This window comes from Leifsonia lichenia, assembly GCF_054780215.1.
Window position 1 is genome coordinate 718,643 of the sequence record NZ_BAAGWT010000002.1, and the last position, 13,607, is coordinate 732,249.

Consider the following 13,607-nt stretch of genomic DNA (forward strand, 5'->3'; position numbering starts at 1 on the left):
CCTGCAAAAGTAGAGGGATGTGCCGGGGAGGCCCGGCTACAGGGCCTGTCCCTTCGAAGACGTTGCTCGACGCAGCCGCACGCGAGCACGCTTCTAGGCCAGAGAAGTCTAGCAGATCGCTGGTCAGCGTCCGCGCACGATCCGGCGCAGCTTGGCGAGGCGCGCGGAGACGTCTCGCTCGTTGCCGTGCTCGGTCGGCGTGTAGTACGTCGCGTCCGCGAGCTCGTCCGGCAGATACTGCTGCTGAAGCACGCCGAGCGCGTCGTCGTGCGGATACTGATACCCCTTGCCGTGGCCGAGCCGCTTGGCGCCGGGGTAGTGCGCGTCGCGTAAGTGCTTGGGCACGCGGCCGATGCGACCGGCGCGCACATCGGCGATCGCCGCATCCAGTGCCATGTACGCCGCGTTGGACTTGGGTGCGGTCGCCAGGTGCACCACGGCCTGCGCCAACGGGATGCGCCCCTCCGGCATCCCGATGAGCTGCACCGCGTCCGCGGCGGCAACCGCCACGACGAGCGCCTGCGGGTCGGCGAGGCCGATGTCCTCCGACGCGAGAATGATGATGCGCCGGGCGATGAAGCGCGGGTCCTCCCCCGCCTCGATCATGCGCGCCAGGTAGTGCAGTGATGCGTCCACGTCGGAGCCGCGCACCGACTTGATGAACGCGCTGATCACGTCGTAGTGCTCGTCGCCGTTGCGGTCGTAGCGCAGCAGCGCCCTGTCGACCGCCTGTGCGACCAGCTCTGCCGTGATGACCGGCTTCTTCTTCGACGTCGCCCGCGTGGACGACGCCGCGCTCACCGAGGCGGCTTCGAGCGCCGTGAGCGCTCGTCGTGCATCCCCGGAAGCCAGGCGGACGATCGCGGCCCTGGCCTCCGCGTCGAGCGCGTACTGGCCGGCGAGCCCTCTCTCGTCGGCGACGGCCCGATCCACCACCGTGCCGAGGTCGTCGTCGCTGAGCGTCTCCAGCGTGAGCAGCAGCGACCGCGACAGCAGCGGCGAGATGACCGAGAACGACGGATTCTCGGTCGTGGCTGCGACCAGGATCACCCATCCGTTCTCCACGCCGGGCAGCAGGGCGTCCTGCTGAGCCTTGGTGAAGCGGTGGATCTCGTCGAGGAAGAGAACGGTGGACACCCCGTAGAGGTCGCGCGTGGAGAGCGCCTCGTCCATCACCAGCCGCACGTCTTTGACACCGGCCGTGACGGCGGACAGCTCCACGAACCGCCGCCCTGACGAGTGCGCGATGGCCTGCGCCAGCGTGGTCTTGCCCGTGCCGGGAGGACCCCAGAGGATGACGGAGACCGATCCGGTCTCTCCGCTCTTGTCCGACGCGAGGCTCACGAGCGGCGAACCCGGCCGCAGCAGGTGCTTCTGGCCGGCGACCTCGTCGAGCGACTTCGGCCTCATCCGCACAGCGAGAGGCGTCGCTCCCGTACGGAGCCCAGGTTGCACGTCGACCACCTGTCAAGGCTAGCCGGTCCCACCGACACTCGCCCCGCCCCGCCCGCCCCGTGGATGCGCGCCCATCCCCTGCCCGAACCTGGGAGTCACGACTTTGCCGCTCATAGGCGGGTCCAATAGGGTTCATCCTGATCCTCGGGCGTTGCGCGACGGGTCGGGATTTTGCACGACGGCGCGCTCCGGAGGACACACGTGGCACCTAACAAGCAGAACGATCGCGAAGCCAGGCAGGCGCGGGAGCGACTCCGCGCGTACCAAGCGCGCCAAACCGTTCACGAGAAGAAGACGAAGCGACGCGTCAGGGACAACTGGATCGCGGGAATCGCCGTGCTGGTCGTGGTCGCGCTCGCGATCGGAACGCAGCTCCTGTTCTTCGCGAAGCCGGGCACGCCCTCCGCATCCGGGTCGCCCTCTCCATCCGCGTCGTCAGCGGCTCTCACGCTTCCGCCCAAGACGCTCGCGGAGGACCGCACCTGGACGGGCACTCTGACGATCAACGGCATCCCGCTCGGCGTCGACCTCGACGGCGCAAAGGCCCCGCAGGCCGTCTCGTCCACGATCGCGCTCACGCAGAAAGGCTTCTACGACGGCCTCACCTGTCACAGGCTCACCAACGGCGGCTTCTACGTGCTGCAGTGCGGCGACCCGGAGGGCAACGGCCAGGGCGGCCCCGGCTACTCGTACGGCCCGATCGAGAACGCCCCGAAGGACAACGTCTACCCCGCAGGAACGATCGCGATGGCCAGGCAGAGCGGCAACGCGAGCAGTCAGGGCAGCCAGTTCTTCATCGTCTACAAGGACACGACGATCGGCTCGGACTCGGCCGGCGGATACACCGTGATCGGCACGGTCACCAGCGGCCTCGACAAGCTGATCTCCCAGGTGGCGGACAAGGGCGTCTCCGGCGGCGGCACGGACGGCAAGCCCGCTGTCGCGACCAAGATCGACACCTTCACCGTCAAGTGACCCGTGAGTCGCGCTGACGGCTGCACGCCGCGCGCTCGTGCAATAGGCTAATTCGCAACCGTGGGGCGTTCTGCGCCCGCACCGTACATCAGCAAGGTGAGGCTCTTGGCTACAACTGATCAGCAACCGTGGGGTCGTGTCGATGAGACCGGCACGGTCTTCGTCCGCGAAGGCGACGGCGAGAGGGCCGTCGGCCAATACCCTGACGGCACTCCAGAGGAGGCGCTCGCCTACTTCGAGCGCAAGTTCACCGATCTCGCCGGTCAGGTGACGCTGCTCGAACAGCGCGCACGCCGCGGAGCGCCCGCGTCCGACATCGCCAAGGCCGTCGCCACGCTGCGCGGCACGCTCGACGGCGCGAACGCCGTCGGAGACCTCGCGTCGCTCGCCACCCGGCTGGATGCCCTCGGCGGCACCGTCGAGGAACTCACGGAGCAGCAGAGCGCCGAGGCAAAGGCTGCCGTCGAGCAGGCTGTCGCCGAGCGCACGGCCATCGTCGAGAAGGCAGAGGCCCTCGCGGCGGAAGACCCTGCCCGCACCCAGTGGAAGCAGACCACCGCAGCGCTCGACACGCTGTTCGCCCGCTGGCAGAGTCACCAGCACGACGGCCCGCGCATCCCGAAGAACGAGGCCAACGAGCTGTGGAAGCGTTTCCGCGCAGCCCGGTCCACTATCGAGCACAACCGCAAGGCGTTCTTCGCCGAGCTGGACAACCAGCACCGCGACGTGCGCGCCCGCAAGACCGCGCTGATCGAGCAGGCCGAGGCCCTCATCCCGCGCGGCGCGGACGGCGTGCCGGAGTACCGCCAGTTGCTCGACCAGTGGAAGCTGGCTGGTCGCGCCGGCAAGCGCAACGACGACGCCCTGTGGGCACGCTTCAAGGCAGCGGGCGACGCCATCTACTCCGCCAAGGCGGAGGTGGATGCTCGCGACAACGTCGAATACGAAGCGAACCTCGAGCTCAAGCTCGCCCTCCTCGAAGAGGCGGAGCCCCTGCTCAAGGCCACCAACCGCGAGTCCGCCCGCAACGCGCTGGTCTCCATCCAGCAGCGCTGGGACGAGATCGGGCGCGTCCCTCGCGAGCAGGTCCGTCCGATCGAAGACCGCCTCCGCAAGGTCGAGGCCGCCGTTCGCAAGCTGGACGAGGAGCACTGGGAGCGCAACAATCCCGAGAAGAAGGCCCGCACGGAGGGTCTGGCCAGCCAGCTCAACGCCGCCATCGCCAAGCTCGAGCAGGAGCTCGACGAGGCCAAGGCAAGCGGAGACGCCCGCAAGGTCAAGGAAGCCCAGGAAGCGCTCGACGCGCGCAAGATCTGGCTCGACGCGCTGGGATAGCGCCGAGCACAGCCGTGCTGCCGTCGACGTAGCAGGTTCTCCACAGGGCCGTCGGATCTTCACAGATCCCGACGGCCCTGTTCTTTCCCCGCGCACTCCACCGCAGAGTGGATGCATGACAGCACTCCTTCCCCGCCTCTTCCGCCCCGATGTCCTCCCCATCGCCGAACTCATGGCGCTCTGTCTGGACGGCCAGCTCTATCGGGTCGGCGACTCGTTCGCCACGCTGGACACCCCGGACTCGGCGGCTCTCCGCGCTGCTGCGTTCGCCGCGTCCGCGCCGGCCCACGTGATCGCCGACCGTGGAACGGCGGTGTGGATCCACGGGGCGCGCGCGTCTCCGTCGCACCGCCCCCAGGTGTGCGTAGACGCGCGCAGTCGCGGGGGCCGCATCCCGCCCGAGTTCGACGGCAGGCAGACCACTCTCTCGCGCGGCGACGTGCAGCGGATCGACGCGGCCAGGGTCACCTCACCCGCCCGAACAGCGCTCGACCTGCTCTGCATCGACGGTCGCTTCTCGCCAGACGCTGCCGCACAGGTGCTCTACCTGCTCGACCGCGCCGGCGTCGCGGTGACGACCATCAAGTCCCGGATGCGCGGATCCCCGCGCACGAACGCCCGACGCTACCTGGCGCGCGCCGATCAGCTCGCCGCCAGGGCGCGCACCGTGAACCAGCCGAGTCCCACGCCGGCGCTTCGCGCGGCGCCCAATCGGGCGCTCAGCCCGCGCTGACCCGATAGACGTCGTACACGGCGTCGATGCGCCGCACGGCGTTCAGCACACGGTCGAGGTGGGTGGTGTCGCCCATCTCGAAGACGAACCTGCTGAGTGCCAGACGGTTGCTCGATGTCGTCACGGTGGCAGAAAGGATGTTCACATGATGCTCGGACAGGACGCGCGTCACATCGGAGAGCAGACCGGAGCGGTCGAGCGCCTCCACCTGGATCTGAACGAGGAACACGCTCTTCGAGCTCGGCGCCCACTCCACGTCGATCATGCGGTCGGGCTCCTGCATCAGCGACTGCACGTTGTGGCAGTTCGACTGGTGCACGGAGACTCCGGCACCCCTGGTGATGAATCCGACGATCGGGTCGCCAGGCACCGGCGTGCAGCACTTCGCGAGCTTGACCAGGATGTCGGGCGCGCCGCGCACGAGCACGCCGGAGTCGCTGTCGCGGAGCTTCCGCGAACGACCCTTGACCGGCAGGTCGATGTCGCCGGCATCGGACTCGGCCTCGGTCTGCACCGACGCGACGATCTTCTCGATCACCGACTGGGTGGAGACGTGGCCCTCGCCGACGGCCGCGTACAGCGCGGAGACGTCGTCGTACTTGAGCAGGGACGCCACCTCGCTCAGCGAGTCCTGCGACATCAGCTTCTGCAGCGGCAGGTTCTGCTTGCGCATCGCGCGTGCGATCGCGTCCTTGCCCTGTTCGATCGCCTCGTCGCGGCGCTCCTTGGTGAACCACTGGCGGATCTTGTTTCGCGCCCGCGGGCTCTTGACGAAGTTGAGCCAGTCCTGGCTGGGGCCGGAATCCGGGTTCTTCGAAGTGAAGACCTCGACAACGTCACCGGTCGTCAGGGTGCTCTCCAGCGGCACCAGGCGTCCGTTGACCTTCGCGCCCATCGTGCGGTGGCCAACCTCCGTGTGCACCGCGTACGCGAAGTCGACCGGGGTCGCGCCGGCGGGAAGGCCGATCACACGGCCCTTCGGCGTGAAGACGTAGACCTCCTTGGCGCCGATCTCGAAGCGCAGCGAGTCGAGGAACTCGCTCGGATCGGCGGTCTCAGCCTGCCAATCCGAGATGTGGGCCAGCCAGGCCAGGTCGGTGTCGGTGCGAGCAGGGCCGCCGGCGCTCTTGCCAGTGGTCTGCTCCTTGTACTTCCAGTGCGCGGCCACACCGAGCTCGGCGCGCTGGTGCATCTCCTCCGTGCGGATCTGGATCTCGACGGGGCGCCCTTCGGGCCCGACCACCGTCGTGTGCAGCGACTGGTAGAGATTGAACTTGGGGGTGGCGATGTAGTCCTTGAACCGCCCGGGCATCGGCGTCCACCTGGCGTGGATCTGACCGAGCACGGCGTAGCAGTCGCGCACCGAGTTGACCAGGATGCGGATGCCGACGAGGTCGTAGATCTCGTCGAACTCGCGGCCGCGCACGACCATCTTCTGGTAGATCGAGTAGTACTGCTTCGGCCTGCCGACCACCTTGCCGCGGATCTTCGCGGCTTTGAGGTCGTCGTTGATCGCGTCGATGACCTGCTGAACCAGACGCTCGCGCTCCGGCGTGCGCTGCCGCACCAGGCTCTCGATCTCGGCGTACAGCTTGGGGTAGAGCACGGCGAACGACAGGTCCTCGAGCTCCCACTTGATGGTCTGGATGCCGAGGCGGTGCGCGAGCGGCGCGTAGATCTCGAGCGTCTCGGTGGCCTTGCGGGTGGCGGAGGCGGCGGGGACGAAGCCCCAGGTGCGCGCGTTGTGCAAGCGGTCGGCCAACTTGATGATGAGCACGCGGATGTCTTTCGACATCGCGACGATCATCTTGCGGACGGTCTCCGCCTGGGCGCTGTCTCCGTACTTGACCTTGTCCAGCTTGGTGACGCCGTCCACCAGCATCGCGATCTCGTCGCCGAATGCGTCGCGCAGCTCGTCGAGGGTGTACTCCGTGTCCTCCACGGTGTCGTGCAGCAGCGCGGCGGCAATGGTCTTCGCGCCGATGCCGAGATCGGCGAGGATCTGCGCGACGGCCACGGGATGCGTGATGTACGGCTCCCCCGACCGTCGCTTCTGGCCGGAGTGGGCGCGCTCGGCGACCGCATACGCGCGCTCGATCAGCGAGAGGTCCGCCTTGGGATGGTGCAGGCGCACCGTGCGGATCAGGGTGTCGACGGCTCCCGCCGGCTGTGCGCGCGAGAAGATGCGCGGAACGAGACGGCGCAGCGAAGCGGCCTGTGGTGTCGAAGTATCAACCATGTGCACGCCTCCTGTCGTCCATTATCGCCGTCATCGCGCCCTGCTCTGACACAGGGCCGATTCCGGCGGTCAGGCGACCGCCCCCGGCGAGCCGTCGTCGCGCACCACTAGCGCTCCGCTCGCCTGCCAGGCGAACATCCCGCCGGCAACGTTGGCCGTCGGATAGTCCGCCCGGTTCAGCGCGTCCGTCGCGAGTCTCGAGCGGCCTCCAGAGAGACAGACCACCAGGATCTGCTGATCCTCCGGGAGCTCGTGCTGGCGCGACTCGATCTCGTACAGCGGGATGTGGTGAGCGGCGGGTGCGTGCCCGGCCTCCCACTCGTGCGCCTCGCGGACGTCGAGCAGCCAGGCCGAACCCGACTCGACGAGCTCGTGCGCGCGCGCGGCGCTCACCTCGTCTTCCGACAGATAAGAACCGCTCACGCTCCCCCGCTATTCCGCCGCGACCGGCACGGCTTCGGGCTGCTTCGCGGCAGCCTTGGGGCGGATGGCGAGCACCTTCTGGTCGTGCTTGCGCACGGCGGCCTCTCCCTCGCGGAACTGCGAGTACATCGGCGCGGCCAGGAAGATCGTCGAGTACGTTCCGACGATGATGCCGATGAGCAGTGCGAGCGAGATGTCGCGCAGCGTGTCCGCTCCGAGCCAGAACGCACCGATGAAGAGGATCGACGCCACCGGGAGCACGGCGACCACCGCCGTGTTGATCGAGCGCACGAGCGTCTGGTTGACCGCGAGGTTGACCGACTCGGCGAACGTGCGCCTGGTGAGCTCCATCTCCTCCTTGGTGTTCTCGCGCACCTTGTCGAACACCACCACGGTGTCGTAGAGCGAGTAACCGAGGATGGTCAGGAAGCCGATCATCGTTGCCGGAGAGATCTCGAACCCGACGAGCGCGTAGATGCCCGCCGTGATGATGAGGTCGTGGAACAGAGAGATGATCGCGGACGCCGACATCTTCCAGGTGCGGAAGTACAGCGCCATCGCGATGAACGCGAGCAACAGGAACACCACGAGGCCCTGGATGGACTGCTGCGTCACGTCAGCGCCCCACGACGGGCCGATGAACGTGGATGCGACCTCGGTGACCGGGACGTCGTACGCCTTCGCGAGAGCGTCAGCGACCTGCTTGGTCTGCGCCTCGGAGAGCTGGTCGGTCTGCACCCGCACCGCGTCGTTGCCGACGGAGCTGACGTGGGCGACGGCGTTCGGGACGACGCTGGTGAGCGCATCCTGAGCCTTGGCCTGGCTGGTGTCCGACACGTTCGTCACCGTGAACTGCGAACCGCCGCGGAACTCGATGCTGAAATTGAAGCCGCCCTTGACCACGGGGATCAGGATGGCGATGACGACCATGACGGCCGCGATCGTGTACCAGATCTTGCGCTTTCCGACGAAGTCGAAGGAGCGGGCTCCGGTGTAGAGGTCGTTTCCGAACTTGGTGAGACGGCTGGCCATCAGGAGTCCTTCCCCTCGGTCGAGCGATCAGAGGACGTCGACGACGATGACGAAGCCGAAGCGCCTGCCAGCTCGGCGGCCTTGCGCTCTGCGATCGTCTGGCGGCGAGCCGCCTCCTTGCCGCTGGATGCGGCCTTGCCTGCGCTCACGGTGACCGTCGGCTTGCGGAACTGGGCCGCGCCGCGGTACACGGCACCCAGCGCCTGCGGGTCGAGGCCGGAGGCCTTGTGACCGGTGCTGAAGAACTTGGTGCGGGCGAGAAGCTGCAGGGTCGGGTGCGTGAAGAGCAGCACCACGATCACATCGATGACGGTCGTGAGACCGAGCGTGAACGCGAACCCGCGGACATTGGCCGCAGCGAGCACGTAGAGCACGATGGCGGCGAGCAGGTTGGTGGCCTTCGACGCGTAGATGGTGCGGCGTGCTCGGGTCCAGCCCGCCTCGACGGCGGACTCCAAGCCTCTGCCGTCTCGCAACTCGTCTCGTATTCGTTCGAAGTAGACGATGAAGGAGTCGGCTGTGAATCCGATAGCGACGATCAGACCCGCCACACCTGCCAACGACAGTCGGTAGTCGTAGTGCCACGACAGCAGCGAGATGGTCAGCAGGGTGAGCACGGCGGCGACGACGAGCGAGATGATCGTGACGAAGCCGAGCAGGCGGTACTGGAAGAACGTGTAGATGGCGACGAGCAGGAGGCCGATCGCGCCGGCGATCAGACCGCTCATCAACTGGGTCGATCCGAGCGTGGCCGAGATCGTGTCCTGGCTCTGCACCTTGAAGCTGAACGGCAGGGCGCCGAATTTGAGCTGGTCCGCCAGTGTCTTCGCCGTCGCCTCGGTGAAGTTGCCCGTGATCTGCGGGCGGCCGTCCGTGATGACCGCGTTCGTGGTCGGTGCGGAGATGACCTTGCCGTCGAGCACGATGGCGAACTGATTCTGGGCGCCGGTGAGGCCGTTGAGGCGGGTGGTCACATCGGCGAACGACTTGGTGCCCGCATCGTTGAAGATGATGTTGACGGCCCACTGACCGTTGCTGACGCCGCTCGAGCTCTGGGCGAGTCCGCTGTTCGCGTCCTTGATGTCCTGGCCCTTGACCTCGACCGGGCCGAGAAGGTACTTGACCGTCTTGGCGTCGTCACAGGTGATCAGCGGCTTGTCCGTCGGCGCCTGGTTGACATTCTCCAGGTTGGCCGTGGTGCACGAGAACGCGTCGAACTGCGCCTGCAGCTCTGGGGTCACCCACGCGAGGTCGCTGCCGTTCGTCGGCTTGGTGGACGGCGTCGACTGCAGGCCGGGCGCCGGGCTCGGCGCCGGCGTGGACTTGCCGTCCGCTCCGACGACCTCGTTGGTCGGCCCGCTCGTGGCGAGCACAGCGCGGAAGTCGAGGCGCGCGCTGGCCTTGACGCGGTCGAGCGTCGCCTGGTCGGGCGTTCCCGGCAGCGAGACCACGATGTTCCGCGATCCCTCGGTGGAGATCTGCGCCTCGGAGACGCCGGATGCGTCGATGCGCTGACGGATGATCGAGACGGCCTGATCGAGCTGCTGCTGCTGAACGGTCTGACCGTTCTCGACCTGCGGCGCGAGGATGATCTGCGTGCCGCCCTCGAGGTCGAGGGCGAGTTTGGGCAGCCAGGTGGCATTTCCCCAGATGACGCCAGCCGTGAGGACTCCGAGGAGCACCACCACGATGGCGCCGAGCCAACTCAACGAACGCCAGGCTTTTTTGACCGGGGTCGACTTTGCCACCTAGGAACTCAGCTTTCTACGCGCGCGACGACGCCGGCACGGCGTCGTCGCACAAAGGGATTAACGGATCAGTCGTCGCTCTTCGAGCCGGGCTTCTTCGAGGCGTCGTCGACGCGCTCACCGAACTCGGGCTCGGACAGAGGGATGGCGTGGTCTTCGTTGATCTGCGGCTCGGTCGAGGAGACCTCGGCGGAGATCGGCTCGGCGACCGTCGGCTCGACGACGCGGGCGAGGACCTGGCGGTGGACCTTGAGGACGGTGCCAGGGCTGGTCTCGACGAGGGCCGTGTTGTCGTCTTCGTTGACGGAGAGCAGCGTGCCGTACAGGCCGAAGTTCGTCATGACCTCCGCGCCGGGGACCATCTTCGAGCGCGTCTCAGCCTGCTCCTTCTGGCGCTTGCGGCTGTTGCGGAACATGAAGAAGATGAGGGCCGCCAGGATGACGACCATCACAATGGTTAACGGGTCAATGGGCATGAAATCTGCCAAACCTTCCGGTGGGGTTTGTGGGAATGGCCGAGAGGCCAGCTTGAATTATATGTCATCTATCAGTGATGGTTGCTGTGAGACTCCTAGCTGCGGGCTGGAGAGTCCGAAGTGACGCCATGCTGCGGGGGTCGCGACCCGCCCTCTGGGGGTACGGGAGAGCAGTCCGATGCGCACGAGGAAGGGCTCGACGACCGACTCGATGGTCTCCGCCTCCTCGCCGACGGACACGGCCAGCGTGTTCAGTCCGACCGGGCCACCGTCGAAGCGTTCGAGGATGGCGCGCAGCACGGCACGGTCGAGGCGGTCGAGACCGAGCGCATCCACGTCGTAGAGATCCAGGGCGGCGCGCACGGACTCGACGTCCGCCTCACGCCCGTGCACGAGGGCGTAGTCTCGCACCCGGCGCAGCAGGCGGTTCGCGATGCGCGGAGTTCCGCGGCAGCGCCCGGCGATCTCCGCGAGCGCCGCCTTGTCGACCGCGAAGTCGAGCATGACGGCCGCGCGGGTGAGCACCTGGGTGAGCTCGGACTCGTCGTAGAACTCCAAGTGCGCCGTGAACCCGAAGCGGTCGCGCAGCGGGTTCGGCAGGAGCCCGGACCGCGTCGTGGCGCCCACCAGGGTGAACGGCGCCAGGTCGAGCGGGATGGACGTGGCGCCCGCTCCCTTGCCGACCATGATGTCGATGCGGAAGTCCTCCATCGCGAGGTACAGCATCTCCTCGGCCGACCGCGCCATCCGGTGGATCTCGTCGATGAAGAGCACCTCCCCCGGCGTCAGCGACGACAGGAGGGCGGCGAGGTCGCCGGCGTGCTGGATGGCCGGGCCACTCGACAGCCGCAGAGGTCGCTCGCTCTCGTGGGCGACGATCATCGCGAGCGTCGTCTTGCCGAGGCCGGGAGGACCGGCGAGCAGGATGTGGTCTGCCGTGCGATCCTGCATCTTCGCGGCGGTCAGCAGAAGCTGGAGCTGTCCACGCACCTTGGCCTGGCCGACGAACTCGGCGAGCGAGCGCGGACGCAGGGCGCCCTCGAACGCCAGTTCGGACTCCGACTCCAGCTCGGGGGTCGTCAGGTCGTCGTCGCTCATGAGCCGGCCCGCCCGCGCTGCGCCGAACCGCTCTGCGCCGAGCCGCTCTGTGCCGCGCCCGGATGTGCCGCGGGGCCGAGCCGTGCCAGCGTCAGGCGCAGCAGGGTCTGGACGCTGTCGCGCAGCTTCTCGTCGGTGTCGGCAACGACCTCGGCGACGGCCTCGGCCGCGACCTTCTCCGGCCAGCCGAGTCCGACGAGGGCCACGAGCACACTGTCGCCGATGGACGAGGGAGCGCCGGGCTTCCGGACGGCCGCCGGCGCCCTGCGCGTCACGGCGAGCTTGCCGGCGAGCTGCACGACGATGAGCTTGGCCGTCTTGGGCCCGATGCCGGAGACCTTGCGGAAGGGGGCGTCGTCGTCCGCGGCGACCGCCTCGGCGATCTGGTCGGGCGAGAGCACGGAGAGCACGCCGATGGCGGACTTCGGGCCGACGCCGGACACGCCGGTGAGCAGTTCGAAGACCTGGAGCTGCTCGACGTCGGAGAAGCCGAAGAGCTGCAGGGCATCCTCACGGACGATGAGAGAGGTGTAGACGAACGCTTCGTCGCCGACACGCAGCGACAGCACATGGTCGGTGGTCAGTTGCACGGAGAACCCGACGCCGCCGACCTCGATCACGGCTGTACCGCCTGCCGCCTGGAGCACCGCGCCACGGAGGGAGGAAATCACTTGGCCAGCCTACGGGGCACGACCGACGCCCGGCTGGAGCGCTCGGCGGCGCGCCACGCGGCTTGCGCCGGTGTGAGCGAGCCCGTGCCCACATCCCCCGCCGTCGGAGGGGCAACCGGAGCACCGCGCCAGGCGTGGCAGATCGCGATGGCGAGCGCGTCTGCGGCGTCTGCGGGCTTCGGAACCTCCGCAAGTCCCAGGATGCGCGCGACCATCGCCTGCACCTGGCGCTTGTCGGCAGAGCCGTAGCCGGTGACGGCCGCCTTCACCTCGGACGGCGTGTGCAGCGCAACGGGCAGACCGCGCTTGGCGGCGGCGTGCAGCGCGACGCCGCTCACCTGGGCGACGCCCATCACCGTGTTCAGGTTCTGCTGGGCGAAGACCCGCTCGATCGCGACCGCCGACGGCTGGTGCGCATCCAGCAGCCGCTCGATTCCGTCACCGACGGCGAGCAGCCGCTGCTCGATCGGCATGGTCGCCGGCGTGCGAATGACGACGACCTCGACGAGGGTCGCGGTGCGGTCGGGCCGCACATCCACGATCCCGACGCCGCAGCGGGTCAGGCCGGGGTCGATGCCGAGTACGCGCACCGACATGGCCAGGCGCTACTCGTCTTCGCCGAGCTCGGCCTGGACCTCGGGAGTGAGGTCGAGGTTGGTGTAGACGTTCTGCACGTCGTCAGAGTCTTCGAGCGCGTCGATCAGGCGGAACACCTTGCGCGCCGTCTCGGCGTCCGCCTCGATGTTGAGGCTCGCGACGAACTCGACGTCTGCCGAGTCGTAGTCGATGCCGGCCTCCTGGAGCGCCGTGCGTGCCGCCACCATGTCCGTCGCGTCGGTCTGCACCTCGAACGACTCTCCGCGGTCGGTGACGTCTTCCGCACCGGCGTCGAGCACGGCCGTGAGCACGTCGTCCTCGGTCAGTCCGTCGGCGTGCGGGACGACGATGACACCCTTGCGGTGGAAGTTGTACGCGACGCTGCCCGGGTCGGCCATGGTGCCGCCGTTGCGGGTCATCGCCGTGCGCACCTCGGCGGCGGCGCGGTTCTTGTTGTCGGTCAGACACTCGATGAGCAGCGCGATGCCGTTGGGGCCGTAGCCCTCGTACATGATCGTCGCGTAGTCGATGGACTCACCGGTGAGCCCTGCGCCGCGCTTGACCGCGCGGTCGATGTTGTCGTTCGGGACCGAGGTCTTCTTCGCCTTCTGAATGGCGTCGACCAGCGTCGGGTTGCCGGAGAGGTCGGCGCCGCCCATCTTGGCCGCGACCTCGATGTTCTTGATCAGCTTGGCGAACGACTTGGCGCGGCGCTGGTCGATGACCGCCTTCTTGTGCTTGGTCGTTGCCCACTTGGAATGCCCGGACACTGGTGCTCCCTCAGTTACGTCTAAAGATCCTGACCATTGTAGGACGTGCACAGGC

At 67.8% G+C, this 13,607-nt stretch carries 13 protein-coding genes; 3 read left to right on the plus strand and 10 right to left on the minus strand.

The window, feature by feature from the left end; all coding sequences use genetic code 11:
- Window positions 1-123: 123 nt before the first annotated feature.
- Entirely contained in the window at window positions 124-1,464 is a 1,341-nt protein-coding gene (locus ACYVGI_RS07960; RefSeq protein WP_460632080.1) for a replication-associated recombination protein A, read from the minus strand.
- Between the two features lie 192 nt (window positions 1,465-1,656).
- On the opposite strand from ACYVGI_RS07960, the gene ACYVGI_RS07965 reads away from it, so the two are divergent.
- The 3 genes from ACYVGI_RS07965 to ACYVGI_RS07975 all read left to right on the plus strand — a co-directional run bounded on the left by ACYVGI_RS07965 (window position 1,657) and on the right by ACYVGI_RS07975 (window position 4,498).
- A complete protein-coding gene (locus ACYVGI_RS07965) occupies window positions 1,657-2,430 on the plus strand; it encodes a peptidylprolyl isomerase (RefSeq protein WP_460632081.1) in 774 nt (257 codons plus the stop codon).
- Between the two features lie 105 nt (window positions 2,431-2,535).
- On the plus strand, window positions 2,536-3,765 hold the full coding sequence (locus tag ACYVGI_RS07970; protein WP_460632082.1) for a DUF349 domain-containing protein: 1,230 nt from the start codon (window positions 2,536-2,538) through the stop codon (window positions 3,763-3,765).
- A 115-nt stretch (window positions 3,766-3,880) separates the two neighbouring features.
- Window positions 3,881-4,498: a type IV toxin-antitoxin system AbiEi family antitoxin gene (locus ACYVGI_RS07975; RefSeq protein WP_460632083.1), complete on the plus strand. Its 618-nt coding sequence runs from the start codon at window positions 3,881-3,883 to the stop codon at window positions 4,496-4,498.
- Here the strand turns inward: ACYVGI_RS07975 and ACYVGI_RS07980 are convergent.
- The 9 genes from ACYVGI_RS07980 to ACYVGI_RS08020 all read right to left on the minus strand — a co-directional run bounded on the left by ACYVGI_RS07980 (window position 4,485) and on the right by ACYVGI_RS08020 (window position 13,552).
- The gene (locus ACYVGI_RS07980; RefSeq protein ID WP_460632084.1) at window positions 4,485-6,737 is read right to left on the minus strand and encodes a RelA/SpoT family protein; all 2,253 of its coding nucleotides are present in this window, start codon (window positions 6,735-6,737) and stop codon (window positions 4,485-4,487) included. The genes ACYVGI_RS07975 and ACYVGI_RS07980 overlap by 14 nt on opposite strands.
- Window positions 6,738-6,806: 69 nt before the next feature.
- Entirely contained in the window at window positions 6,807-7,160 is a 354-nt protein-coding gene (locus ACYVGI_RS07985; RefSeq protein ID WP_460632085.1) for a rhodanese-like domain-containing protein, read from the minus strand.
- Window positions 7,161-7,169: 9 nt separating this feature from the next.
- Window positions 7,170-8,192, minus strand: coding sequence for a protein translocase subunit SecF (gene secF, locus ACYVGI_RS07990; RefSeq protein WP_460632086.1), 1,023 nt, complete (start codon window positions 8,190-8,192; stop codon window positions 7,170-7,172).
- A complete protein-coding gene (gene secD, locus ACYVGI_RS07995) occupies window positions 8,192-9,940 on the minus strand; it encodes a protein translocase subunit SecD (RefSeq protein WP_055894193.1) in 1,749 nt (582 codons plus the stop codon). Before secD ends, secF begins: the two co-directional genes overlap by 1 nt.
- 68 nt (window positions 9,941-10,008) lie before the next feature.
- Window positions 10,009-10,416: a preprotein translocase subunit YajC gene (yajC, locus tag ACYVGI_RS08000; protein WP_460632087.1), complete on the minus strand. Its 408-nt coding sequence runs from the start codon at window positions 10,414-10,416 to the stop codon at window positions 10,009-10,011.
- A gap of 57 nt (window positions 10,417-10,473) precedes the next feature.
- A complete protein-coding gene (gene ruvB / locus ACYVGI_RS08005) occupies window positions 10,474-11,514 on the minus strand; it encodes a Holliday junction branch migration DNA helicase RuvB (RefSeq protein ID WP_460632088.1) in 1,041 nt (346 codons plus the stop codon).
- Entirely contained in the window at window positions 11,511-12,185 is a 675-nt protein-coding gene (gene ruvA / locus ACYVGI_RS08010; protein WP_460632089.1) for a Holliday junction branch migration protein RuvA, read from the minus strand. Before ruvA ends, ruvB begins: the two co-directional genes overlap by 4 nt.
- A complete protein-coding gene (gene ruvC, locus ACYVGI_RS08015; RefSeq protein ID WP_460632421.1) occupies window positions 12,182-12,775 on the minus strand; it encodes a crossover junction endodeoxyribonuclease RuvC in 594 nt (197 codons plus the stop codon). The genes ruvA and ruvC overlap by 4 nt, the downstream gene beginning before the upstream one ends.
- Before the next feature lie 15 nt (window positions 12,776-12,790).
- On the minus strand, window positions 12,791-13,552 hold the full coding sequence (locus ACYVGI_RS08020) for a YebC/PmpR family DNA-binding transcriptional regulator (protein ID WP_460632090.1): 762 nt from the start codon (window positions 13,550-13,552) through the stop codon (window positions 12,791-12,793).
- Between the last annotated feature and the right edge of the window lie 55 nt (window positions 13,553-13,607).

Bases quoted from the DNA above. Each gene is read 5' to 3' on its own strand.
- yajC (WP_460632087.1), bottom strand. From the start codon at position 10,416: ATGCCCATTGACCCGTTAACCATTGTGATGGTCGTCATCCTGGCGGCC.
- ACYVGI_RS07975 (WP_460632083.1), top strand. From the start codon at position 3,881: ATGACAGCACTCCTTCCCCGCCTCTTCCGCCCCGATGTCCTCCCCATC.
- secF (WP_460632086.1), bottom strand. From the start codon at position 8,192: ATGGCCAGCCGTCTCACCAAGTTCGGAAACGACCTCTACACCGGAGCC.
- ruvB (WP_460632088.1), bottom strand. From the start codon at position 11,514: ATGAGCGACGACGACCTGACGACCCCCGAGCTGGAGTCGGAGTCCGAA.
- ACYVGI_RS07980 (WP_460632084.1), bottom strand. From the start codon at position 6,737: ATGGTTGATACTTCGACACCACAGGCCGCTTCGCTGCGCCGTCTCGTT.